At 34.7% G+C, this 23,072-nt stretch carries 20 protein-coding genes and 3 pseudogenes; 6 read left to right on the top strand and 17 right to left on the bottom strand.

All coding sequences use genetic code 11. The annotated features are described in order from the left end of the window. Nucleotides 1-7: 7 nt before the first annotated feature. On the bottom strand, nucleotides 8-1,615 hold the full coding sequence (locus DFO73_RS16530; protein WP_110065828.1) for a PucR family transcriptional regulator: 1,608 nt from the start codon (nucleotides 1,613-1,615) through the stop codon (nucleotides 8-10). 325 nt (nucleotides 1,616-1,940) lie between these two features. Then, nucleotides 1,941-2,475, bottom strand: a pseudogene (locus tag DFO73_RS16525) (mechanosensitive ion channel family protein); the annotation flags it as partial. An 18-nt stretch (nucleotides 2,476-2,493) separates the two neighbouring features. Here DFO73_RS16525 and DFO73_RS16520 point away from each other — a divergent pair. Next, complete coding sequence (locus DFO73_RS16520) at nucleotides 2,494-2,763, top strand: hypothetical protein (protein ID WP_110065827.1); 270 nt, start codon at nucleotides 2,494-2,496, stop codon at nucleotides 2,761-2,763. 165 nt (nucleotides 2,764-2,928) lie between these two features. On the opposite strand, the gene DFO73_RS16515 is transcribed toward DFO73_RS16520, so the two are convergent. The 5 genes and pseudogenes from DFO73_RS16515 to DFO73_RS29385 all read right to left on the bottom strand — a co-directional run. Next, nucleotides 2,929-4,551 (bottom strand): OPT/YSL family transporter, encoded by a 1,623-nt coding sequence (locus DFO73_RS16515; RefSeq protein ID WP_258309517.1) that lies wholly within the window; start codon nucleotides 4,549-4,551, stop codon nucleotides 2,929-2,931. A gap of 47 nt (nucleotides 4,552-4,598) precedes the next feature. Further along, nucleotides 4,599-5,363 (bottom strand): IclR family transcriptional regulator, encoded by a 765-nt coding sequence (locus tag DFO73_RS16510; protein ID WP_110065826.1) that lies wholly within the window; start codon nucleotides 5,361-5,363, stop codon nucleotides 4,599-4,601. A gap of 134 nt (nucleotides 5,364-5,497) precedes the next feature. Beyond that, on the bottom strand, nucleotides 5,498-7,270 hold the full coding sequence (locus DFO73_RS16505; RefSeq protein ID WP_375137329.1) for a hydantoinase B/oxoprolinase family protein: 1,773 nt from the start codon (nucleotides 7,268-7,270) through the stop codon (nucleotides 5,498-5,500). Then, entirely contained in the window at nucleotides 7,271-9,316 is a 2,046-nt protein-coding gene (locus DFO73_RS16500) for a hydantoinase/oxoprolinase family protein (RefSeq protein WP_110065825.1), read from the bottom strand. A 1,009-nt stretch (nucleotides 9,317-10,325) separates the two neighbouring features. After that, nucleotides 10,326-10,430, bottom strand: a pseudogene (locus DFO73_RS29385) (hypothetical protein); the annotation flags it as partial. Here DFO73_RS29385 and DFO73_RS16495 point away from each other — a divergent pair. Continuing rightward, on the top strand, nucleotides 10,420-10,872 hold the full coding sequence (locus DFO73_RS16495; protein ID WP_110065824.1) for a PTS sugar transporter subunit IIA: 453 nt from the start codon (nucleotides 10,420-10,422) through the stop codon (nucleotides 10,870-10,872). The pseudogene DFO73_RS29385 and the gene DFO73_RS16495 overlap by 11 nt on opposite strands. 494 nt (nucleotides 10,873-11,366) lie before the next feature. Here DFO73_RS16495 and DFO73_RS16490 read toward each other — a convergent pair whose 3' ends face one another. The 5 genes from DFO73_RS16490 to DFO73_RS16470 all read right to left on the bottom strand — a co-directional run bounded on the left by DFO73_RS16490 (nucleotide 11,367) and on the right by DFO73_RS16470 (nucleotide 14,718). Next, nucleotides 11,367-11,603, bottom strand: coding sequence for a hypothetical protein (locus DFO73_RS16490; protein WP_110065823.1), 237 nt, complete (start codon nucleotides 11,601-11,603; stop codon nucleotides 11,367-11,369). A 1,335-nt stretch (nucleotides 11,604-12,938) separates the two neighbouring features. Further along, on the bottom strand, nucleotides 12,939-13,244 hold the full coding sequence (locus DFO73_RS16485; RefSeq protein ID WP_110065822.1) for a hypothetical protein: 306 nt from the start codon (nucleotides 13,242-13,244) through the stop codon (nucleotides 12,939-12,941). Between the two features lie 11 nt (nucleotides 13,245-13,255). Next, the gene (locus DFO73_RS16480) at nucleotides 13,256-13,567 is read right to left on the bottom strand and encodes a hypothetical protein (RefSeq protein ID WP_110065821.1); all 312 of its coding nucleotides are present in this window, start codon (nucleotides 13,565-13,567) and stop codon (nucleotides 13,256-13,258) included. Next, nucleotides 13,564-13,767 carry a hypothetical protein gene (locus DFO73_RS16475; protein WP_110065820.1) on the bottom strand — a complete coding sequence of 68 codons (204 nt, stop codon included), beginning with the start codon at nucleotides 13,765-13,767 and terminating at the stop codon, nucleotides 13,564-13,566. The genes DFO73_RS16480 and DFO73_RS16475 overlap by 4 nt, the downstream gene beginning before the upstream one ends. Nucleotides 13,768-13,794: 27 nt before the next feature. Next, entirely contained in the window at nucleotides 13,795-14,718 is a 924-nt protein-coding gene (locus DFO73_RS16470) for a lipase family protein (protein ID WP_110065819.1), read from the bottom strand. Nucleotides 14,719-15,780: 1,062 nt separating this feature from the next. Between DFO73_RS16470 and DFO73_RS16465 the strand changes: the two genes are divergently transcribed. Together DFO73_RS16465 and DFO73_RS28745 are read left to right on the top strand one after the other, a co-directional pair. After that, nucleotides 15,781-16,053: a tyrosine-type recombinase/integrase gene (locus DFO73_RS16465; RefSeq protein WP_258309516.1), complete on the top strand. Its 273-nt coding sequence runs from the start codon at nucleotides 15,781-15,783 to the stop codon at nucleotides 16,051-16,053. A gap of 536 nt (nucleotides 16,054-16,589) precedes the next feature. Further along, nucleotides 16,590-16,754, top strand: coding sequence for a hypothetical protein (locus DFO73_RS28745; RefSeq protein WP_181396037.1), 165 nt, complete (start codon nucleotides 16,590-16,592; stop codon nucleotides 16,752-16,754). A 652-nt stretch (nucleotides 16,755-17,406) separates the two neighbouring features. Here the strand turns inward: DFO73_RS28745 and DFO73_RS16460 are convergent. Beyond that, a complete protein-coding gene (locus DFO73_RS16460) occupies nucleotides 17,407-17,703 on the bottom strand; it encodes a hypothetical protein (RefSeq protein WP_110065818.1) in 297 nt (98 codons plus the stop codon). 1,108 nt (nucleotides 17,704-18,811) lie between these two features. On the opposite strand from DFO73_RS16460, the gene DFO73_RS16455 reads away from it, so the two are divergent. Next, nucleotides 18,812-19,003, top strand: a complete 192-nt coding sequence (locus tag DFO73_RS16455) for a hypothetical protein (protein ID WP_110065817.1) — start codon at nucleotides 18,812-18,814, stop codon at nucleotides 19,001-19,003. Between the two features lie 93 nt (nucleotides 19,004-19,096). On the opposite strand, the pseudogene DFO73_RS16450 reads toward DFO73_RS16455, so the two are convergent. The 4 genes and pseudogenes from DFO73_RS16450 to DFO73_RS16435 all read right to left on the bottom strand — a co-directional run bounded on the left by DFO73_RS16450 (nucleotide 19,097) and on the right by DFO73_RS16435 (nucleotide 21,785). Beyond that, nucleotides 19,097-19,631 (bottom strand): annotated as a pseudogene (locus tag DFO73_RS16450) (GNAT family N-acetyltransferase). Between the two features lie 430 nt (nucleotides 19,632-20,061). After that, on the bottom strand, nucleotides 20,062-20,688 hold the full coding sequence (locus tag DFO73_RS16445; RefSeq protein WP_110066021.1) for a GNAT family N-acetyltransferase: 627 nt from the start codon (nucleotides 20,686-20,688) through the stop codon (nucleotides 20,062-20,064). 102 nt (nucleotides 20,689-20,790) lie between these two features. After that, nucleotides 20,791-21,237, bottom strand: a complete 447-nt coding sequence (locus DFO73_RS16440; protein WP_110065816.1) for a class I SAM-dependent methyltransferase — start codon at nucleotides 21,235-21,237, stop codon at nucleotides 20,791-20,793. A 311-nt stretch (nucleotides 21,238-21,548) separates the two neighbouring features. Next, entirely contained in the window at nucleotides 21,549-21,785 is a 237-nt protein-coding gene (locus DFO73_RS16435; RefSeq protein ID WP_110065815.1) for a hypothetical protein, read from the bottom strand. Nucleotides 21,786-22,796: 1,011 nt separating this feature from the next. On the opposite strand from DFO73_RS16435, the gene DFO73_RS16430 reads away from it, so the two are divergent. Then, the coding region (locus tag DFO73_RS16430; RefSeq protein WP_142669532.1) for a hypothetical protein at nucleotides 22,797-23,072 on the top strand (276 nt) is incomplete at its 3' end.

The raw sequence follows: 23,072 nt of genomic DNA, 5'->3' as shown, positions 1-23,072 counted from the left end.
ACTTCCCCTACATCTCGCCCACCCCCTGTACATCTACTGGTTTTGAGGATAGAAGAAAATCGTATGACATAATCATAATTTCAATCACTAGTCTTTTCTCATGATTCATAAAATCATGACCAAGTATCTCCTCTATTTTTTCTAATCGGTGATAAAGTGTTTGTCTGACAATGTATAATTGCTTTGCCGTCTCTTGTTTGGAACCATTACAAGCCAAATAGGCTCTAAGAGTTTCAAGAAGTTTACCATTGGTCATTTTGTCATATTTAATAATTGGTCCTAAATATTCCAGAACATATTCACTTAAGTCTAAATGGTGATTTAATAAAGAAATTAATCGAAAAACATGTAAATCATCATAAAAATAACTATGGGACTGTTTGGATAAACGTTCTTTAATACGCAACGTTTCAAGAGAAGTTTGGTAACTTACGGTAATACAAGTAAGTTTTTCAACATATTTGCCAACCCCAATAAATAGCTTTCCAACGTTCAATTTTGTCCCTAGTAATCTTTCTATCCCTTCCTCCATTCTTTTTTTCCACGTACCTACACTTCTTTCATTAAGCATAATAAAAATTATCATATTTCTCTTTTCTATTGATAAGGTCGTAAAACCTCTCTGCTCAAAAATGGTTCTAAAATTAAGTTTAAAATATGTCAAATCGACATTGGAATACTGCCCAAATGAATCTATTTTACAGAGACAAACGGTTCCTCCCTTCTGCTTACTAGAAGGTACTTGATAAGATAGAAACTCAGATATAGAATCTTCACTTTGTTCGCCGTCTAACCAACTTGTCATCCATTCAGTTTCTTCTAATCTGCGTTGCTCTTCAACATAAAGTTCTCGTAAAAAAAATTGAGCGAGAGCAGTTGCCGTTCTGTCCAATATCAATTGATCAAAGTCAGTTAGTTCTCTTTCTTTAGAAGTGATAATAAGTTCTGCATACTGATCACCCAATAGATTAATCGGTATTCTAGCAATCGAGTAAGTTGATCCAGTGGTGGAGCCCTTTCCTTCGATCATTTTTAGAAGCTTAATTCTCTCATTTTCCGTTACATTTGGGGTAAACTGTATTTCTTTATTACTAATGACAATAATCACCTGTACTTGCAAGAAATGCTGGATAAATTTAGGGATATCACTATAATGCTCAACTGTTAATAGTTTTTTATTTAAGCTTTGAGAATAGCTTTCTAAGTTTGAAATCATATTATATTGGTGATTAATGATGAATGTATGAATATCTTGTGTAATTTCCACAAAAGCCACTTCTTTATGAAATAGAATGATAGGAAATTGGAATTGATTAGCAATCTTTATAACCTCTTCCGGAATCGAAGAGGTGTATGTTCCCATTTCAATACAAAGTCCTGCTGCTTGAGCTTCTATAAATTGTTCTAAAATTGAAATAAAATGATCTTTTTCTTTCCAAGCAACACCCGTCGATAAAATTAATTCACCTCCACTTAATAAATTGCGCACATTCGGCGCTTCTACAATATGAACCCATTTAACTAAACGGCTAATCCCTTCATTTCCTGCGATAACTTCAATATTTTCAAAATGTTTCCTTTGTAAAATATCCTTGACTTTAATATAAGATTTCAATTGAGAAACTCCTCTATTATTGAATTTTAAATGATTAATTCCATTATAAGAGGGAAAAACCCGAAAAGTAATAAATGTTCTATCTATTGTGAATATTTATACAAATATGTAAGTTATCCTAATTTTTATTGAAAAAATATTATAAAAATTTACTCAATTATTTCTTTACCGTTAACCTAAATACCTTCTTCAGCTATCTGGGTCTAAACACATATAAGCGCAATCCTTCCTACAGGAAAACGCCCGATTGCGGAAGTCACTTTTTTAGGAGGTATTTTTTAAACCCTTGAGCTCATCGAAATCTCCCGGTTTACAAACCCATATTCTAAACAATTTGAACCGTTTCTTTACGTGCTTGGTGAAGGCTGGCTTTCAAGAATCTCCTGCAATTTTTCAGAATGAACGAACATGTTCGCTGTTGCCATTTGTACTTGATTCTTATGGAATATAGACATTAGTTCAAACCTTACTTGCCTGGAAGTTTCAAAATACTCTTCAGGCTTAACCAAGCCTTCAATACAAAATTCATATCCAATATTTTTAAGGTATGGATTTAAGTCTGTAATACCAATATATTGAAATGGTTCAACAGCCTCGTCCTCTAGCCTATATAGGCTTTGATCCAATTTTTCATTACAAATTACACTTACTTTTTCTAACAATTCCTTTATTCTTGTAGGCTCTTCCTGGTAACTTACCGTAATCCGTTCAATAACCCGCATCCAGCCTTTATTAAAATTTTGTATAGTTCTAATCTCTCCATGTGGGATGGTAAGGAGTTTTCCCGACCATTCACGAATTTGCATAAAGCGAATACTTATTTCCTCAATAGTACCTGAACTTGTTCCGTTGAAAGTAACAACACTTTAGGGGGACGTATGGAAACGAATAGTTTTTCTTTTCAAATAGGAAAATTTAAATTGCTGTCTTCTCAGACGGCTGGTTTCCAGTTACCAAAGACTTCTTTTTTTCAAATTTACCTGATAGCATTATTTCTAATTTCCCGTATAAATTCACCCAAAAACTTTATAAAAGAACAAGAAGATTTAGAGGTAATCCAAAACAAGGTAAAGCAGAAATGGGGTAGACTCTTAGCAGAGGATATAAAAAGAATCGAGCACATTATTGTAAGTGAGTTTGAAATATAGCAAAAAAGGATAGGAGAACACTTTCCTATCCTCTTTTATTATTAAACTGTAAAGAGTTCAATAGCCATAGTAAAATCCTTAAACATCTCTGAAAGTTACTAAAATGCATTCGATGAGTGGCAGTTCCCCTATTAGATTATATAGATCTGCATATTTAGAAGAATTTTATTTTCCTGCTTTAAAAAGAGAGTTAAAAAAGCTGAACAAAGCATCCCCGGCAATAAAACCGGCAGCTAATATGGTCATAGGCAGTTCTGCTTCCTTGCCTTTTCTCTTTAAAACTATGAATCTTATTAGAATTCCAACTAATACAGCCCATCCTGCAATAGGGTTCACTAACAACAAACCAGTGGAAAATAAAATACCCATTTGTCTTTTGGAACCGCCTATTATTTGTAAGAGTGCTCCTGGAATAGCCCAAAGGAATAGCAGAGTAGCTATATCACTAGATACACCTGATTCAATTGTGGCTGCATATACGTGGTTAACTGGAGGAATTAAACCTTGAGAAAAATAATTTTCATAGGTTAATAACACTACGATTGAAGCAACAGAAAAAGCAAGCAAGCCTGCATATAGCTGTTGCCGTCTCCCCTTTTTTTCAAAGTCTAGATCTTTCCCATTTCCACGGAGCATATAACCAGTTTTTAAATCGTATCCCATATCGGCGAATGCAACCCCTGTGGAAGCACTAAATCCTGCTAAAAGGGCAAGTGCAGGTGCTGGGAAGCCAATGATGATTCCAATAATCAAAGTAATTAATGCTACAGCAAATGCAGGGAACCAGCCAGCATGCATAGCTGCAATCCCTACAATAAGTTCATGGGCAAAAGCTGAAATTGTTGCAAAAAGTAAAAAGCCAATTAGCATTCCGGGGGACATATCAGTTAAAAGGCCTCCCATTAAAGCTAAGCACAGGGCAATTACAAGGTAAGCTATAAATCCGTATCCGAATGCCTGTTTTATATCTCTTTCATTTCTTGAAAAAGGAGCCTCTTCTAAAGTTGCTGCTATCTCTTTCTTACTTTTCCCAACTGCCGAATCAGAATTTTTCTTTCGAAAAATAAGAAAAACAACCTGAAAGAGTGCCACTATCCCTGCACCTATCATAAAACCATGGGGAATATAATAATCACTAAGCTCTATGCTAAACAAAGCTGTAGAATATCCGCTCAGCAACAATCCAATACCGAACATCGTTAAAGCCCAAATGTTTCCTATGAAAGCTACTCCAAAAGCTGACATCGGAATTTTTATGATGGAACCTATAATCCCAATTACAATCCCAATGCTTAATAATTTTGCCCGCTTTCCTCCTTCGTCTCCAGCCTTTATGGACTCAGCTGTGGCAATACCTGGGGGCCATGCTTCCTTTGCCGGGAAAACTTTTGTATCAAAGAATTTATACAAAAGTATTGCATCTACAAACATTGCTAAAGTAACACCAATAAATAACGGAATAATTAAATCGGTCATCCCTAAAACATATGGAATCCCTATGGGCAAAATCAAACTACTAGCGGCTCCGAAAGTGGCCGCTGAAATTGAAGTTTGAACTAAATTTTGCCGGTGAATGGATTTAAACTTTAAAAACATATTAATAGGGATTCTTGCTATTAACATTGCAAATATAGCACCTATTATCGAAGTATTAGCAGATATGCCTAGAGATGTAATTAGTTGAACTCCGATAATTGCGCCCATTACCGCTGTTGCTAATATCATTGATAAAATAATAGGCTCAAAAATCGTTGGATGTTCCCTATATTCAGTATTATTTTTATTCATAAACATCCTCCTTATATAATATAGCAAGATGTCTATTCTCGGTGAGTTTATCTGTAATGATTGTTATATTGCTTAAAGTACCGCTGTATTTTTTTAGCTTCCTCTTGCAAAATTCCCAATACTGTTTCTAGGTTCTTTTCGGGAAGACGATATTCTGGACCAGAAATGGTCAAAGAAGCAATAATCTTATTTTCACTATTGAAAAGGGGTACCCCTAAACCAAAAACTGATTCAGAAAATTCACCAGCTGAATATCCCCATCCCTGATTTTTAATTTCATCCAAGTCCTTTAATAATTTTTCTTCATCTAAAATAGTGTTTTCTGTAAAAGGACGTAGTCCATTACTAATAATCTCTTTTTGCTTATCTCTAGGGAGATAAGCCATGATAACTTTACAAGACGCACCTACATAAAGTGGTGTTCTTGTTCCCAATGAGACTTCATATTTAATTTTGTGAGAGCTTTCTGCAATTTCCACTGTTACACCATCTACTTTGTCTAACCAAGTAAGGAAAACAGACTCTTCTACCTTCTCAGCGAGGTTCTTCATTATAGGATAGACAAAATCAGAGAGGTACATATTTTCTTTAACAATTTGACCAAATTCTAAGAAGCGAAAGCCTAATTCGTATTTCTTTGTAATATGGTCTTGCACCAAAAACCCGTATTTTTCAAACGATGATAAAATTCGGTAAACAATGGAATGGCTAATGCCTATTTCTTTTGCAAGTTCTCTTACTCCCCACGAAGGATTTTCTCTGGTAAAGTATTGTAAAAGCTCCAATGAGTTATCTAAAGTTTTGAGTGACATAAAATTCTCTCCTTATTGTCTCTTTTTTAGAACCAACGTTCCTTTCAGCTAGTTATTATACCGTAAGGATCGGGATTCTAACAATAAGGAATTTTCCAAAAATTAAACTTGGTTTATGACGAAGGATCCGGTTACTATTCCTGATCCGAGCATTCATTACTGTTAGCATTTAATCTATCCAGTGTAAATTTTTGGATAGTACAGGTATTAGAATCTATTACAACACCAAATTTCTCTTTTGCTTGGACAACAGAAATATATCCATTCTTTACATCGCTTACTACTTGTTCAGCTGGACGCTTTAAAGGATTACCGTAACCGCCACCTGTTGCAGTCACAAGTTTTACAATATCCCCTTTATTTACTGGGTACCTCGCGGATACTCCAAAAGGACCTTTGGATTCACCATCCTGTTTAATAACTTCAACATAGTTTGAAGAGCCCTCTTCTCCACCATCCATTCCCCATGGAGCAAATTCGTGTCGACCAAAGCTTACAGAAAGCTTTTGATTATCCGTTAATGCCTGATAGGAACGGACAACTCCTGAGCCCCCAATAAATTCTCCAGCTCCAGCTCCATCACAGCGGAGGCTATATTCATTGACCAGAACCCCATATCTGTTTTCAGCAACCTCAATGGGGATATTATATGTTTCACCATCTCCCATACAAAATTGACCTCGCTGACCATCTTGGCCCTCTCCTGCACCCCATCCTCCTACAGATGGTTCCACAATAAGGAATGGAGCTTTTGTATCTTGATGATTACCGGATAATATTACAGAGCAAACGGATAATAAATGCCCGGCGGTTAATCGGTCTGGCAAGTGTGGTGCAAGTGCCTTCCAAATTAGGTCTGCTCCTCCTATTCGACCTTCAAAGTTCATTGATACAGGGGCAGGCCGTTCTGCCGATACTATAGAACCTTTATCCGTTAAAATTCTTAATGGGGTAAAAACACCTTCATTAATATTTTGTTCTGGTCTGATTATTGCTAAATACATTACTCTGACACTTGCAAGCAAACCAAAGTATGAACAATTTACAGGATTATTTACCTGGGGATGACTTCCCCGGAAATCGCAAATAAACTCATCTTCAGTAATCGTTATTTTGACGTTTATCGGATACGGTCCGCCTTTTGAGCTATCTCCTTCAATAAAGTCTTCAGCATAAAAGTTTCCTTTTGGAAGAGCTACTAATTCTTTTTTAGCTAACTGCTCCCCTTGTTTTAATAAATGATCAATTGCTGAAGTTACCAGCTCTTTATTATGCTTATTACATAGTTCTATAAATCGTTTTGCTCCAGTCTTCAGGGCAGCCACTTGGGCCCACATATCACCTAAAGATAAATCTGGAAGGCGAACGTTTGATGAAATGATATCGACTACTGCTTGATTTACCTTACCTTCATCAAAGAGCTTAATTCCAGGTAGTTGAAGACCCTCTTGATAAATCTCAGTTGAGTCACTCGTAAATGAACCGGCATCCTTTCCACCAACTTCTGTCCAATGCCCCTTGTTTGCCGCGAACCCTACTATTTCTCCCTGATAGAATATCGGCATAACCAAACCTACATCTGATAAGTGTGATCCCCCGCCAACGTATGGATCATTGATAATAATGATATCCCCTTCTTTTAAGTCCTTACCTTTTTCAAACTTATCAATTACATGTTGAACCATAGGACTCAACATTCCTATGAAACTGGTGACTCCGTTCCCTTGGCTTATTAATTGTCCTTTAGAATTAGTAAGACCACACGCATAATCAAGTACTTCATAAATAATGGGACTCATGGAAGTTCTTGCAAGAGCAAAAAACATTTCATCCCCAATAGACATTAGTGAATCTTTTATAACCTCAATTGTAAAGGGATTCACTTTCATTTTTTGTGAAGACAGCATTTATTTCACCCCTGTATTAATAATCAAATTACCGTAAGAGTCCATTTCAAGGGACTGATTAGAATAGATTACCGTTGATGCAGACTGCTCCTCGATAATAGCTGGCCCTTCAATTCTCATTCCTGGTTCCATATCGTCACGGTTATATACAGCTGTAGATACCCAACCGGATTCTTTAAAGTACACAGGCCTCTTTTCTTTTAAAGCGGAATTAATTGTTTTACCTTCTATCTTTAATTTTGGTAGGATTGGTTTCTTTACTTTTCCAAATCCAGTTAAATGTAAATTAACTATTTCAGTAGGGGTCCCAGGAAGTTTAAATGTATAATTTTGTTCATGAAGGTCATGAAAACGGCCGATAATTTCAGCAATATTTTCTTCCGTCCATTCCATATTGGTTACTGGTACTTTTACTGTATGTTCTTGACCTAAATATCGCATGTCCACAAAACGGCTAAAGACAATCTGGTTTTCTTTCATTCCTTCTTCTATAAATTGGTTATAAGCTTGATTGGTGACTTTATCCCATGCCAAATTGATGTCTGCTAAATCGATTCCATCTAATTGTTTGATATGTGTTTGGATATAATCATGACGTAAATCTGTCATTAACATTCCCCAAGCAGAAAAAACAGGAGAGGCAATGGGAACAATGATCTTCTTCACTCCTAACTCTTCTGCAAGAGCGGCAGCATGCATGGATCCACCACCACCAAAAGCAATCATGGTAAAGTCCTTTGGATCATGCCCTTTTCGGATTGAAATTCTTTTTAATGCGTTAAGCATATTCGAATTTGCAATATCAATAATTCCCATAGCTCCTTCTTCCATTGAAAGATCATAGTGGGAGGAAATCTTTTTCTCTATTGCGTTCTTTACTTTTTCAAGGTCTACTTCATAATCAAAGTTATCTCTTGTGAGGCGTCCGGTAATTAAATTGGCATCTGTGGTTGTGGGATTCTCTCCTCCTTTTCCATACGCGACGGGTCCAGGAAAAGCACCCGCAGATTGTGGACCTACTTTTAATGAACCAGTAGAATCAATCCAAGCTATAGATCCGCCACCATTACCTATTTCAACAATATCAACCACAGGTACCTTAACAGGATATCCAGCGGTTTTTTCGTTTTTTTCTATATAATAATCAGTCGTGATTTTTACATTCCCTTTGGTAATTAAAGAGCATTTTGCTGTAGTACCACCAATATCAAAGGCTATAATGTTTTCCTCTCCCAATACTTCACCTAGCACCGCAGCACCATAAATACCAGCCACAGGCCCGGATTCAACCATATTTATTGGCGTTTGCTTTGCTCTTTCAAAAGTAGTAACCCCACCATTTGATTGCATTATATATGGCCTGCTGTTTACGCCATAATTCATCATGTTTTTGTTAAGTTGATCTATATATGAGGCTGCAATCGGTTTAACATAAGAGTTCAAAACAGTTGTGTTTGTTCTTTCGTATTCGCGCCATTCTTTTGTAATTTCGTATGATGCCGTAACCGCCACTTCAGGCCACAATTGCTTAATTAGGTCTACCGTCTTCTTTTCATGTATGGGATTGATATAAGAGTGCAAATAACAAACTGCAATAGCTCCCACATTTTCCTTTTTGAAAAACTCAAGAATTGCTGGAACTTGTGTTTCATTTAAGGGTGATATAATTTCTCCCCTATAATTTAATCTCTCCTCAACTTCCATACGGAGATACCTTTCGACAAACGGTGATGGCTTCTGGTACCGAAAGTTATATAAATCTGGCCTATTTCCTCTGGCAATTTCAAGAACATCTCTTGTTCCTTGAGTAGAAATTAGGCCAACTTTTACTCCTTTCCGCTCTGTCAAAGCATTTATTATGACAGTAGATCCATGAATAAACATATCAATGCTTTGGGGATTAATCATACTTTTTTGAAGAACATTCATTACTCCCTCTTCGAATTTAGAAGGGGTAGTATGTGTTTTTGCAACTCCGAAGTTACCGTTATTGTCAGAGTAGACAAGATCTGTAAAAGTTCCCCCGATATCTGTCGCAACCCTCATTAAAAATCCACCTCTCTTTTAGAAATTAATTGTGTCTCTATATTAGAACCACCGGTTCATATATAATAAAATTATATTTAATTTACAGAAAATTATCAATATTAAATTTGAAATTTCTAGTGATTACAAAAGTGAACTAAGAGAAGGAAAACGATAAGAAAATATACCCAAGAAGAAATTGTTGAATTTTAAACGAGTTTCCAGGTCCCATTTTCTCACATTACTTTAAGTTACCAGTTAATACTGTAGAGGGAAGATACAGTGTAGAAACCATTCTTCGCGAACATAGACCTATTGGAGAGGTCTTGGTGGATTTAAGTGGATGTAGTAATAAAACAGCTGAGCAAATTGCCTCAACTTAAGAGGTTTCTGAGCCTTTACACCGCTATGAAAAGGGTGAGGGTGAGGATGATTTCCATGTTTGGATAACTGCCATCCAGGAAGAATGTGACTCATACTAACGACCAACCATAGACGATTCCTTTCTGAAATTGGCACCATTAAAAGAATTCACTCTAGTGATTTTATGAACATTTAACAAATCCATAATGTTATAAAATAATAGGCAGAGGATGAAAATTCTCTTTTGTTTAATATCAAATTTTATTTTTCCTTTTCTTCATATATTTAACAAATTGTATATTCTAAAGATCGATATAATTTGTAATAGTGAGTTATTATTTGAAAAGTAAGTTGCACAAAAAATAGGAAGGATATTATTCCCCCCTATCTTGCCAATTATACTTTTTCATTCCTGGCGTAGAACCACCTATATCCTAAATTTATTGTTTTTTCCATTACACCAAGTATTAATATTAGAAGAACAATCACTTTTGCCAAGAGATTTAGCGCCACTTTTTTAGCACTGTGTGAGTGCCAAATATTTTCACCCAAACCACATCTATTCCATATTTTATTTCAATTTATGAAAATCTGTCTCTTTCAGATAATAAAATCTAGTTTATCATTTAAAAAGCATAAATTTATTTCTATAGGACTTCCTTTTCCATTACGGAATAGGCGTAATTGTAATAGTTTTCATTGTTGTAAAAAACTCTTTTGCAGCCTGACCTTGTTCTCTTGACTGTGAACTTGACTCTTTCATTCCACCGAAACTTTTAATCAGCCTATTCGATCCCCATTTGTTTCAACATAACATTTACTTAAATAGTGAATTTGAAATAATCAGGTTTCTTGGTGATAAATTGGTACAGTTAGGATTTATCGAAAAAGGGGGCATTGATGACATCATCGAAAGGGAAAAAATGTCCTCAACATCATTTAATAATAATGTAGCAGTACCACACTCGATGCAAATGAACGCATTAAAGTCAGCTATTTCGATTGTATTAAATGACAAACCTGTTAATTGGGGAAATAGTTCTGTACAAATTATCGCACTAATTGCCCTAAATAAGGACGAACGAAGCATTTTTCGGGATATCTATGATAGTTTTATCAAAATAATATCAGAACCAGAAAATGTTTACCTGTTATTAAAATCCAACAATTATGATGAGTTTATAAATAACCTTTTAATATTAATGGAAGAGTGAGTTTAGCAAATAACATCATCTAGACCAATACAATCTAATTCAGGAAAAGGCTAATTTAAGTATAGCCAAACCTAAATTAAAATTAAATCATAATGACAATTGAAATAATACTAGGGGTCCCGTCAGCATTTTAAAAAAATCGTACGCTAAGGACCTGATCTCATAAAAAAATCGATTTCCCGTACGGAAAGGAATCGTCATATGTTTAAAATCCATGCAAAAAGCAGCCAATTTTGACTTAATAATGAAGCTTAAACTGACCATCAGTTCGCCTCTGTTTGTTTATCGAAACTTGGTTAAGCTAGTTGGTATGTGGATCTAGTATCAGGAAACGAAGCTGTGATAAAGGTTGAATCAGTGATAACTGTATATCAATTTAATTGGCTTGGAAACAATTTGACTAAACTTCCGGTGACTTGGGCATTTAGGTTAGGTAAGTTCACTTTTTAAAAAAGCTACCCATACTATCAAGCCAGTAAGGGTAGCAATACGTTTTATTCTTCATCAGGGACGTTTAAAACCTTGATTGTCTTGAAACCCGGAATTAATTTAAAGTTTAAATTCCAGTTTGACTGAATAACTTCAAATTCTTGTTCTACTACTGTAAACTGCATAATCACCTCATTATCCCCATCTATTAAAACGTATGAATTATTATTAGAAAAAAGTTTATAAGCTTTATGTGCTATTAATGTCCATCCATTTAATAAATCATGACTCTTATTTACCAATTCCTTAGCCCCCTTTTTTAAGATTATAACCTATGAATCACTGGTATCTCTATATAAAAAATGGGCTAAGGTCAGCCTGAGGATTATATGAAGGGGTTAGGATTGGTTTTAGTCCCTCTTTTTAACCTTTTTAATGTTAAGTTATGTACTAGGAAACTCCCACCACCAAACGCTGTTGTTCCCCAAAAGAACTATCCTAAATACCCTCCATACTATGAGACTATCTTGAAACTTTATAAAGAAATAAAGGACAAGAAAAAAGGCAGGAAGTAGTTCAACAATTTTAAATTTTGAAGGGAATATACATGTACATCATGTTTCGTAATACGGTTATTATACAAATAGTTATAATATAAGGTAGAAATTAATAAGCTCCCCTTCTTTTTACTAATGAAAAAAATCTCTTTACTAAATTATTATAAACACCTGTTATATCTATAATTAAATTTCTATAAAAACTAACAGGTAGGAACAAATTAGCTGCAAAGCGGTTTGATTAGACCAGGAATATTGGTTGATATATTTTTGTATTATCTACGAAACATTCCTTTAACAAATTTTGGTTATAATTAATTTGTCTAAATGATTAATGAGTTTTTTCATTTTGACCCCCTTTTATATATTAATTGTCCGACCACGCTAATTTGGTCGGATCTTTTTTATTAAAGTGCAGGTAATAAGTATTATACGAATTGTTCTACTTGCACTAATCCTCTCTCCTCTTTGTATTTTTTAATAAAAATTGGTGATTAATCCTTACATTTAGTAAAGGTAATTCTAAGCCTATCTCTTTCACACTTTCAACAGAATTCCAATTTAGTTGAAAGACATACACATAAAAAAAGAACACCGGATAAAACCGGGTTCTAATATGCTGATACTGATACCGGAAGAATTTCACCAACTTCAAATATGTAGACAGTTTGATTGGAACTAGTTAATCCTTTTGTTTCTGGTGAATGTATAACTATTTCGGTACCACCATGATTTCGAGAATATTCTTGAAGCTCTTTGTATTTATCTTGATCTAATATTAGAATATACAAGATGTTTTCCTTTTGTAAAGGGTTCGCGGTATTCTGCAAAATCTTAAACCATATATTTCATTTAAGTATGCAGCTGCATCCTCGTGATTAGTAAATTCAGGATATTTCTGAACTTCTTCTTTATTTAAAGGTAAATTGTTTTAAGTCACAAATATGTCCTCCTGTTGATTGTCTGTCTATGAAAACCTAATTCTTGTTTAGAAACTACATTTTATGTATCTCTCATTGTTGGGCAAAATAAGAATATACGTTCCCTCTTTCAGTTAAAATATATTTTAGTTGAAAGAGCTTACTTATCTTCGTCAAACCCAATTAATGAAACTTCATATTTTCCTTCAGCAAAATTGACCATTGCATGAACCTTGTTGTCCTTATTTCCCTTCTCATAACCAAAAAGAAATATTTCTGTACCATCTGTACGATCTGTGAACTCATGCTCGTTGATTACAACGTTCCACCCTTTTTGCTCTTTAAAATACTGAACTGCAGATTCTGTGGACTTCTCTACGATCTCTTCTTTTTCTTCTTTAGACATATCATTGCACCCCTGCAAAATTAATGCTGCCAAAACCAATAACAGGATTCTCCTTAGCATCTCCATCCCTCCTACCACTTCGGACCGGAACTAATTTCAGCCCGCATGAGCGAATCCAGCCTCTTTCTTGTCTGGATTATATCATACCGTTTGTCTTCCAAACGATGAATCTTTTTAGAGAGTTCCAGGAAGAAATCTGCCGACCATTGACTTGCCCGTTCTTTCGCTTCTCCCGCCTTCCAGCTATACAATTGAGACATACTATCCCTGTATTTAAGCTGAGCTTCTCTAAGTTTGCCTATGCAAGTATCAAGCTCTTTTTCAGCAGCACTGAGATTTTGAATATCATTTAGGTATTGAGATATCTTTTTATTATCCATCATACCAGCTTATCCGCCTCTTTAAATTCTTTTGCTGCAAATCTTAAATAATGACTGAACTTTGACGTTTCTTCATTGAGCCAGTTTTCCATTCTGGTTAATTCATTAAGCACTTCATAGCCAGTCTCAATCGTTTCTTGCCGCTCTCCATCATCGATCAGCTTGCTTCTGATATCGTTTTTTGCATTAGGTAACTCATCCATAATACTTTCGTTGACTTTCTCTACGCTTTAGGCAACTTCAAGCAAATGAGAGGGAGTTACGTGTATCAGTCCAGCTTCTGCACTTACATATCGTGGAGACCTGTAAACTTCAACACCAACTAAAACATTGTATAGTATTGCGTTATTGATGTTTCCATATTTATCAAAAGTATAATTCTCTATGCCATGATAACTAGCGACTGATTCTAGTAGCCTCTTAATCGGTCTGCCTTCGTTATCCATATTTTCATATTTAAATCGTGAACCAATGTAGTAGGTGGAACCAATATGTCTTTTATATGGTTCAAGCCCACCGGCTCCAATGGAATCCTTTGGGTGAACATAATTGACAATGGAAGAATCAAAATCTCCAGCGACAGCCTTTTCCCTTGTTTGTTCATGAAGTAAATCAATGACGCTTGGCGCACTGTAAGTCACTGCCCCCAAGTTAAATTTTGCGGCGGTGTATTGGGCAAGTGCTCCTCCCAATGAATGGCCAGTGACGGATATTTGAGCAGAAGGATTGTCCTTTTTAATATCACTGATTAATTTTTCTGCTTGCTGGAACTGGTCCTTCTTATACCATTCCTTTTTCTCGGGATTGTTATAAACATCAAGCCGGTCTCCCCTTGGATTAGATTGCTTCTGATGTACGTTATCTTTCATCACAATGTATTGAACATCAGTTTCAAGATCAGCCATTCCAGCTCCCAGCATGTCATCACCCTGGGTACCGCGGAATGAAACCACAATCTGGTCATCCTTCTTTACAACCAACGAATCAAACCCAGTATCGGAGTCAGTTGTAACGTAATCCTTTTTATTCACCACTTCCCATTTGTGGGTTTGCTGATTGTTGTTGTATTCAATGTATTTAGGCAACCGTTTGTGGTCAATATAATAGGCTTGCTGCGACAAATACAAATAAAGCTTATCCTCAATTTTCGTCATGGATTACCTCCACAAGTTTCAGAGTCTTTATTAAAATTACCATAAAATGTAAGTTGATAAAAAATCAAAAAAAGAAACCTACTCCTGGCTATTTCACTCTAGTTATCCTAATTATACAATATGAAGTATTTGGTGTAAAATGTAAATTTTGGATTATATTTACTCAAATTAGCAATCGAAAAATCTCCAGCACGTATTGGGGTAACCCACAATATCTATTCTTTCTTTATTCAAAATAATTTCCATAATTAAATAAAATCCAGTCTAAATATTCATCCCAGCTATCAAAGTAATCCATAAGTTTTGAATTCTTATAAAAATTCCGGTTGGTTAATGGAATGCCTTCACTTCCGAAATAGCCAATTACCCTAATTCAACGTAAGGGTTTCCTGGTTGGTTAGGCCTTCTTTTACTATTTCAACCTTACATCCAAAAAGCCGGATCAATAAATTGGTTTCCTCGTTCCGGTGTTTTAAAAAGGATCTGCTGCTTGTACCTTTTCCGACATAATAAACTTGGTTTTTCTTTATTTTAATTTTCTTTCCACAATAGAGTACATTGCCTCTCGTTCAGCACGATACCAGTAAACATAATACTTCCTATCCATAATTCTAGTATAACATTTTTAATAAAAAATCTTATCTGAAGAACTAAGAAGGATTTATCTATTCATTAAGCTTTAATAAATGAAGTAAATAGTATCAAGTCTTCAACATCATAGATTTCTTTAAAAATTGTAAAACTATCAGTTTCATCACGACTACTGGACATACCAATTGCCATCACTTCTAAATCCCATTGGGAGATGTTCATTATCCTGAACCAAACTAAATAAAGCCGTTTAATTTTAAGGATTAGTATAGCTATCCTTTACTATTTTTTTATTAAAATCCTCTATGTACTCATAGGTAATGTCAGATTCAGCAGCATTAAAATCCAATATTATACGCTGGTTATCACCGTATAAAAAAGCCTTTACTTACAGAGATCATTGCGGCAATAGAGGGGTTTCGTAAAAGAAGAAGGCTAGATTTTAAACTCGATCCTTCAGATATCTCCCCTTTGTTTACTACTTCTAAGGGAAAGGCATATGGATATAAATATCTATCGAATTATTTAATCACGAAAATCAACAAAGCTGATTTGGACTTTATTAAAATGCGAAAAAACCCAATTACGCCTCATAGCTTCAGACATGGTTTTGCTCTTATTAGTGCTGACCAGGGCGCGGATTTGTTGACCATAAAAGAGAGTCTTGGTCATTCTGACATCAAGACTACCCAGATATACTTACAAAGAAAAATGCTACGTAAAAATAATGCTGCTCACTCTTAGAAGGACTCTGATATCATTAATAAGTTTTAATTAAAAGACCACATAATCCATGTTATGTGGTCTTTATTAGTATAAGCTTATTCAACAAAAGCACCCTATAGTTTATAGTGTAATGGTTCACATTCCTACCATTTATTTTAAACTATTACAAGGAAAGCTGCCCTCATAATTGAGAGCAGCTTTATCAAACTCAATAATTTACTTCCATTCAAATGAGCCATACCCTTCGTATTGATTGTGTTTAATCTTACATGAACTTTTTCGTTCTTTTAGCTTGTTGCATTTGATTATACAACTAGCCACAAAAAATAAATGTAAATTTAGCCTCTCTTTACCTTTTCCTAAATATGTTAGTTTATTTTTGTGTCTGCTCATCAATTATGACCAGAATTTTTATTGAATGTGTGGAAAAAAAGTGAAGTTTAGAGTTAATGAAACGGGGAAAAAACAAATAGGGAAGGTTCCCAATATCTTAACTACAGCAAACATTCACTATTTCTCTTGCCTTTTGAAAAATGCAGAAGGAGGAACGGTTTATGAATCAATTTGATCCAAATGAATGCATTTATTGTGGTGAACCGCTGACCAAATGGGAAAGCATTAGAAGCTATTGTTGGAATTGCAGTGAATCTACCTCTCCTGAAGCTTTTCATGAAGAAGTTGAAATAGAACCATCTACTGTGAATGACTTTAATAATTAATGACTGCCGCACCAAAGTGCGGTATTTTTTATGTTGTGCTTTGGGACCAGGCTCTAATTTAAGAAAGAGTGAGACACCGTAAAATGACGTTTATCCAAAAATTGTCATTTCCAAGGTTTTAGCCCTGCCTGCTCTCCTCATGTTCTTAATCAAACGGTCTTCTTTATCAACTTGGTACCTTGGCATGTTTTTTGTTACATGGGTAATTCTACTTTTAAGATAGCTGAAAGGGTTGTATAGATAAAAAGCATATCCCTGAAAGCATCTATTGCAACACAAAAAATTGGGATAGAAGGTATCACCGGTTCCTGTACAGCTTCTGTAATCAAGTTTTTTAGATAATGCTTTTCAAAAGCTTATTAGATAATAGATTGGTTGCATTTCAGCGGGTATAGTAGACCTTTGGCAATGCTCAGCATGCAAACCACATGGATTCCCTCTTAAAGTACATTCAGAATGGTGACGGGAAAACTGAACCATCTATCGAAAAAGGACGGAACCCTGAGTCCTGGCGTTAAGTGCCTGCTTCAAAAGATCAAGAAGCGTCTAGGGGCAGTACCAGCGAAGCTATCACAACCCGCAATAAGGAAATGTCAAGATTAAAAGTAGTTGCGAATTTCTCGCCTTGCTTCCCTAGGATTCCCGTATTCTTTTATAAAGACTTCTTCGTACTTATTTCTTCATCGATGATATGCTCAAAGCCATTCAACATAACACTTATCCTTTCTATCTGCTCATCGTTTAGTATCTTACTAAAAATAATAGGAAAGACCTCCTGCTTAATAAATATCTTTTTCTCACTAACTTCTAATTTCTCCATTATAGTGTTTATCTGTTCTGTTAAGTTGGTTAATTCTTTATTAATCTTCTTAAATTTATACCAATTCATTGCTCCATTTATTAAAGGTATTGATTGACCGCCAATGTCAACTAATGTTTCTAGGTGCAACAACTTCTTCCGGCCATAACCTTTTCAATCAAACCATCAATGTCCATTTTAATTCCTCCCTTGTACTTTTAAGGATATTAATATCATTTTTAGTATTTGTAGTAGCAAAAAAGCGTTCCTGTTTAATACAGAAACGTTGCCATATTCCTTAAGAATAAGAATTAATTTCTAAATTATCTCGTAAAAGGACAATACACCCAATACGCATGCTAATTGTTTATTTTTCACAAATTGATATTGCCTTTATTGGTTAACCGCACTCTTTTTAAAGGATTTTAATAAGTGTTTGACATTAATAGAAATATCTTGGGTAACTAATTCGTATTTATAGTCTCCCGAACTATTAGAAAGTAATATATATCATCTGCATACAGTGAATACCACTCTTGTATAAGCTTTTTTCTGTTCATAATCATCCCCCTTAGCCCCTGCTTACCATAGACGATTAGGTTATAGGTTTATTTCAACAATAAGAAATTTTTTAAAGTTTTATTTAATTCGAACTCCACCGAAGATAACTTCTGTTGTATTCACAGCATATCAGATAAATCTTTAACAGTATCCATCGTCATAAATAACCAGTAGCAGGGCTTTTTTCTTGCTAGATGAGAAAAGGTAAACGTTAATCCCTTTCTAATAGTGAAGTAATGATTCATCAACCTCTAAGAGGAGCGAGAGGGTTAGATAAATAAAAAGTTCGAATAAACAGTTCATCAAGTCTTCTTCCGCTAACCTGCCCCGTTTGTTCAATATCAAAAATGCTGCCTGGATTGGCAGCACGATCTTTAACTCTTGCAACCTTTGTGGGGTTATGAGCCCCCCTTCTTATGGTAGAAAACGGTTATTAATAGGGTTACTTAGAAACATTCTGATCTTAGATTTGCTGAGGGCCTCTTTGATGCAATTAATTTTCCTTAAATGGATAATCACCTTATTCATTTACTGTACAGCCTTTGACAGAAGGGATACAAAATTGAACTGAGAAAATTTCTATAAAAATTTTTACGACTTTTATGTTAAAAATGCTTCTTAAAGTTTAAAGTAGGGTAAAAGGTCTATATATTAAGTTTATCCCCCTTTCAATAGGTAATAGTAAAGGTTGGGCTAAATGGAAGGTTATTATTTAAAAAGATTTGTCACTTATCGCCCTCAGATTGATAGCTTTGTTAATCAGGAAGTAAGTTTTAAAGGTAGTGCTGATGGAGATAGTGAGTACTCAGTAACTTGTACTGGTATTAAGGATAGTTGTAAAGATTGTTTTATTGTTCAAATTGGAGACAGTAATAACGGCAGGAATTAGAGTCTCCCTAACCCTGCTGTTTCTTTAGTTGATAACGGGATAGTGTTTCGAGTTACCTCTATTTCCGGGTAATCTCATTTCAACCTGCAAGTGCTATCTATTATCATTAAGGATTGAAAATACATATGTATCGTATGCCTCTCCATTTTGATACATATAATTCCTCAGAATACCCTCTTTTTCAAATCCAGCTTTAGTTAGCAATTTAATAGATGCTTCATTATTCATAAACACAACTGCCCCTATACGAGTAAGACCAAGTTCATCAAATCCATATTGGATAACTTTAGATACAGCTTCGAAGGTATAGCCCTTTCTCCAGTGTTCAGGATGTATTTCATATCCTATTTCTGCTCGGTTTGTGTTTGGGAGACCAAGCATTAAAGCCAATAGTCCCAATAATCCCTTGATTTCCCTTTAATTCAATTCCCCAACGTACTCCTCTTTTCTCCTTGTAACTATTTGCAAAAAAATCAACAAATCCTTTAGCTTGTTCAATATTATCCAATGTTTCTTGGCCATAATATCGAGTCACATTTTCATTGGAAAAGCAAGAGAATATGCCGTCAGCATCATCTTTTGAGATTTCTCTTAATAACAATCTTTTTGTCTCTAATGTCGGAATCATTTTTTCTCCTCCTTATATCTATGATAGTAAAATCTTCTTAAACAAACCTGCCCCGTGTGTTAAATAATAAAAAACCGCCTGAAATGGCAGTTGATTAGAACCCACCTAATAGTTGAATAAGTAAAGCGGCTTTCCTGTGGAATATCACTCATATTTTATAACCTGAACTTCATAAGGGATATCTCTTAGTGGTATTGGCAGTTCAGTATCCTTAGTAGCTAAAAAATTTTCTAACTCAGTTTTTAAATCTTCAATGGATTTTTTACTTGTCTCATTAATAATTATTTTAATACTGGTTCTGGTTTACCAATAGGATAATAAACTTGAACATCATTATAATTTTTTTCCTTTATGTAATCCATCGCAATACCTTAAAGCAACAGAATAGTATATTCTTTCTGTACTACTTGTAAGTTTTTTTTCGAAATTTTTATATTGTAGGGTCTAAATCTGCTTTAGATTTACTTTTCTCTGTATATTCCATTAGTTCCTGCTCACTATTTGCTTCGTCCATTTCAATCATTATTGAATCTGTACCACCTACTTGAGAGCTGATTAAACCATATTCGTCAAATGCAGCGTTAAGGACAGATGCAATACGTTCATCTCGAGCCCTACCATTATCGTTGGTAGAGACCATTTTTTTATAAAGTTGATAGCCGTCTTGGGAAGAATGCAGCCATATACGCCCCACACCCAAACTCTTAAAATAAGTAATACATTCCTCTAAAAGTGAGCGAGCTATACCAAATCCTCTATATTCTGGTTTAGTGTACATATTCATTATGTATGCTTCTAATCCGCTTACATTTTTATCTTGAGGAGGTCTTTCAAAAAAAACTAAACCACTTATAGCAGCAACAGTTCCTTTTACTTCAGCAACCCAAGCGGAAAAACCGCCATTAAACAATTTCTCCTTGAAGTAACTTTGGTTTACACTAAATACTTTTGATCTATTTCCTTCATTTACATCACCTGCCAGTGTTAGGAGCTCTATTCTTAATTCAGTAATAGTATCAACATCGCTGAGTGAGGCTTTTCTAATACTCCAATCCATTTTATTTACACTCTCCATTATTATTTGTTGCTTCTATACACCAAAACACTCCTTTTTGATGTCGTTTAATTGAATGAAACATATGATTAACTAACATTTCTTCTATCTCGTCTGCGTGTAGTAAATTAAAGCTTTCTGTCCTTCGCATTTTTTCCATTTGTGATTTATCGTAATAGATAAAAATAGTTTTCCACCTGGTTTTAAAACTCTGTGAATCTCTGAAAATCCTTGATTAATGTCAGTCCAAAAGTAAAGAGTATGAACTGAAAGAACCTTATCAAAGACAGAATCCGTGTAAGGCAGGGAAATGATGTTTCCTTTATGTAGTTCAACAAATCCATCTTCTATATACTTCTTATTTTTTTTTTTTGCTTCCTTAATCATTTCATTAGACAAATCTAACCCCCAAATTTTTCCCACCCTTGTATTATTAACAATACGATTTAAAGTAGACCCATTACTGATGCCGACTTCTAAAAGTACATCATTCTCTTCTATTTTCAATAAATCAATAGTCCAGCCATTAATCGTATCGTTACCTCTTTGCATATATATTCCAATCCATTTTTACAGCAGTCCTTTAGGTTGTTTTTATTGTTTACCCAACCATTGCTGAATCATTATACCTTCCCCCAAATAGTAATCTGTATATTTGTCTAAAATTCACAATAAAAAGCTTCATTATTTTTTCAAATAACCTGCCAATTCAGCACGATAAGAAAAAGACGGCCAGAAATGGCAGTCGAATCTTGAACTCTTGAACCCGTTAGTGATAAGTAGTGAGTGATAAATTTATTTTCATTTTTCTTTAGTAAAATAGAAACCTGTCCCATTTTCTTGTGGAACAAACCCTTGTTGAGCTAAACTATTCTCAACCATATTTTGTCTTCTACTGTTATAACTGTGGTAACATCTTCTCCTTCAGCTAACTTACCTTCTCTAAGGTCTTGTTCCTCTCTGGTAACTAGTTTGTATGTATCTGTTTGTTTTGAGGAAACTTCTGCTGATACTTCTGTCTTTTGAAAGTCTTTCGCAAAACCGATTGATAATACTAAAACTCCGGTAAAACCAAGGGTTAAAACTAATTTTCCTTTCATAAAAAAACCTCCTAATAATTTCTAACTTGTACTAATAACATATTTTACCACAACTAATACATGTTACTTTAAAATTTCCTTGTACAACTAAACTACCCCGTTTGTCTAATTAGGAATTCAACAAAAAAGACATCAACCTCCTGGATCAACGCACCCGTTTAGCTTAAGTGTAATTATTCTCAATCTTTCCTTATAATAAACTCATAACTGTTTACCTGTTAGAATTTTAAACAACTTTTCAGAGTCTGATTCATTCAACTGGCCGTATAACTTTTTACTCTCATCACACCCAGATTTTAATGATGATCCCAATTTTACTGAGGCTGTTTTGGCTTATGAGCGGATCAAGAAACAAATCAGGGAGCCAAGCTTCAGGGATATTTTATAGAAAAAGTCGCCTGGAATGAGGAAAATGATATTACTGAAGATGATAAAAGATTCGGCCAAAAATTAAAGATGATTGCCGTTTTAATTTTTATGTCCTATAATAAATTTGCAACTTTGAAGTTGCTATGACTAGATAGGCCCTTTCCTAGGATAGGGCTTTTTTATTTAGATACCGATTCCATAATGAATATGATCGGTAGCATTGGAACTAACTTACAAATGTTAAGGAAAAAGGCGGCAGCTGAGGCGATAGGAATTAGCAAGTATACTTTAGGTTTTTGTGAAAGAAGTAAGCTAGCATTAAGAATTTGCAGAAATCAGCCAAATTTTATGTAATTACAGAGGAAGACTTATAGAAGCCCCTCTCAATAAGAAGAGCTTTTTTATTATTCACAAATTAGACACAAAGAATTTCCTTCTATTTAGTTAATATATAAGATGAAGGGAAATAACGGATGACAATAACTGTAGCATCCTTTAAGTGGGGGATTAGAGAAATTGAAGGAATATCTGCAACTGTCTTGTTTGCTTTATGAAAATATTGTAAAAGACTGTTCCTTATGGAATATAAAAGTAGAAATTTACATGTTATAATACTTAAGAAAGTAAAAAGGGGGTATTTTTATGAGTATTAAAACAAACGACTCCAATATCCTGAATATTTCAGAAAGAATACTGGCACTAAAAGGTGCTATGCCACCCAAAGAAATTGTAAAATTAGATACACACAGTTCACAACAGAGTGATCAAGCCCTTCTAATTTGGCGAGAAGAACTCATTGATTTATTCGCTTACTCATTCACAAATAAAGATGCCACTAACAAATCCGAGGTAGAAAACTGGGGAGAAGAAACTATAAATTTATTAATCAAAATAGATTTCTCTCTTGATAATGCCATT

Origin of the sequence: Cytobacillus oceanisediminis, from assembly GCF_003182355.1 — a bacterium.
Lineage (GTDB): Bacteria > Bacillota > Bacilli > Bacillales > Cytobacillaceae > Cytobacillus > Cytobacillus oceanisediminis_A.
Note: the sequence above shows the minus strand (reverse complement) of the source record. Positions and strands in the feature narration are given on the sequence as shown.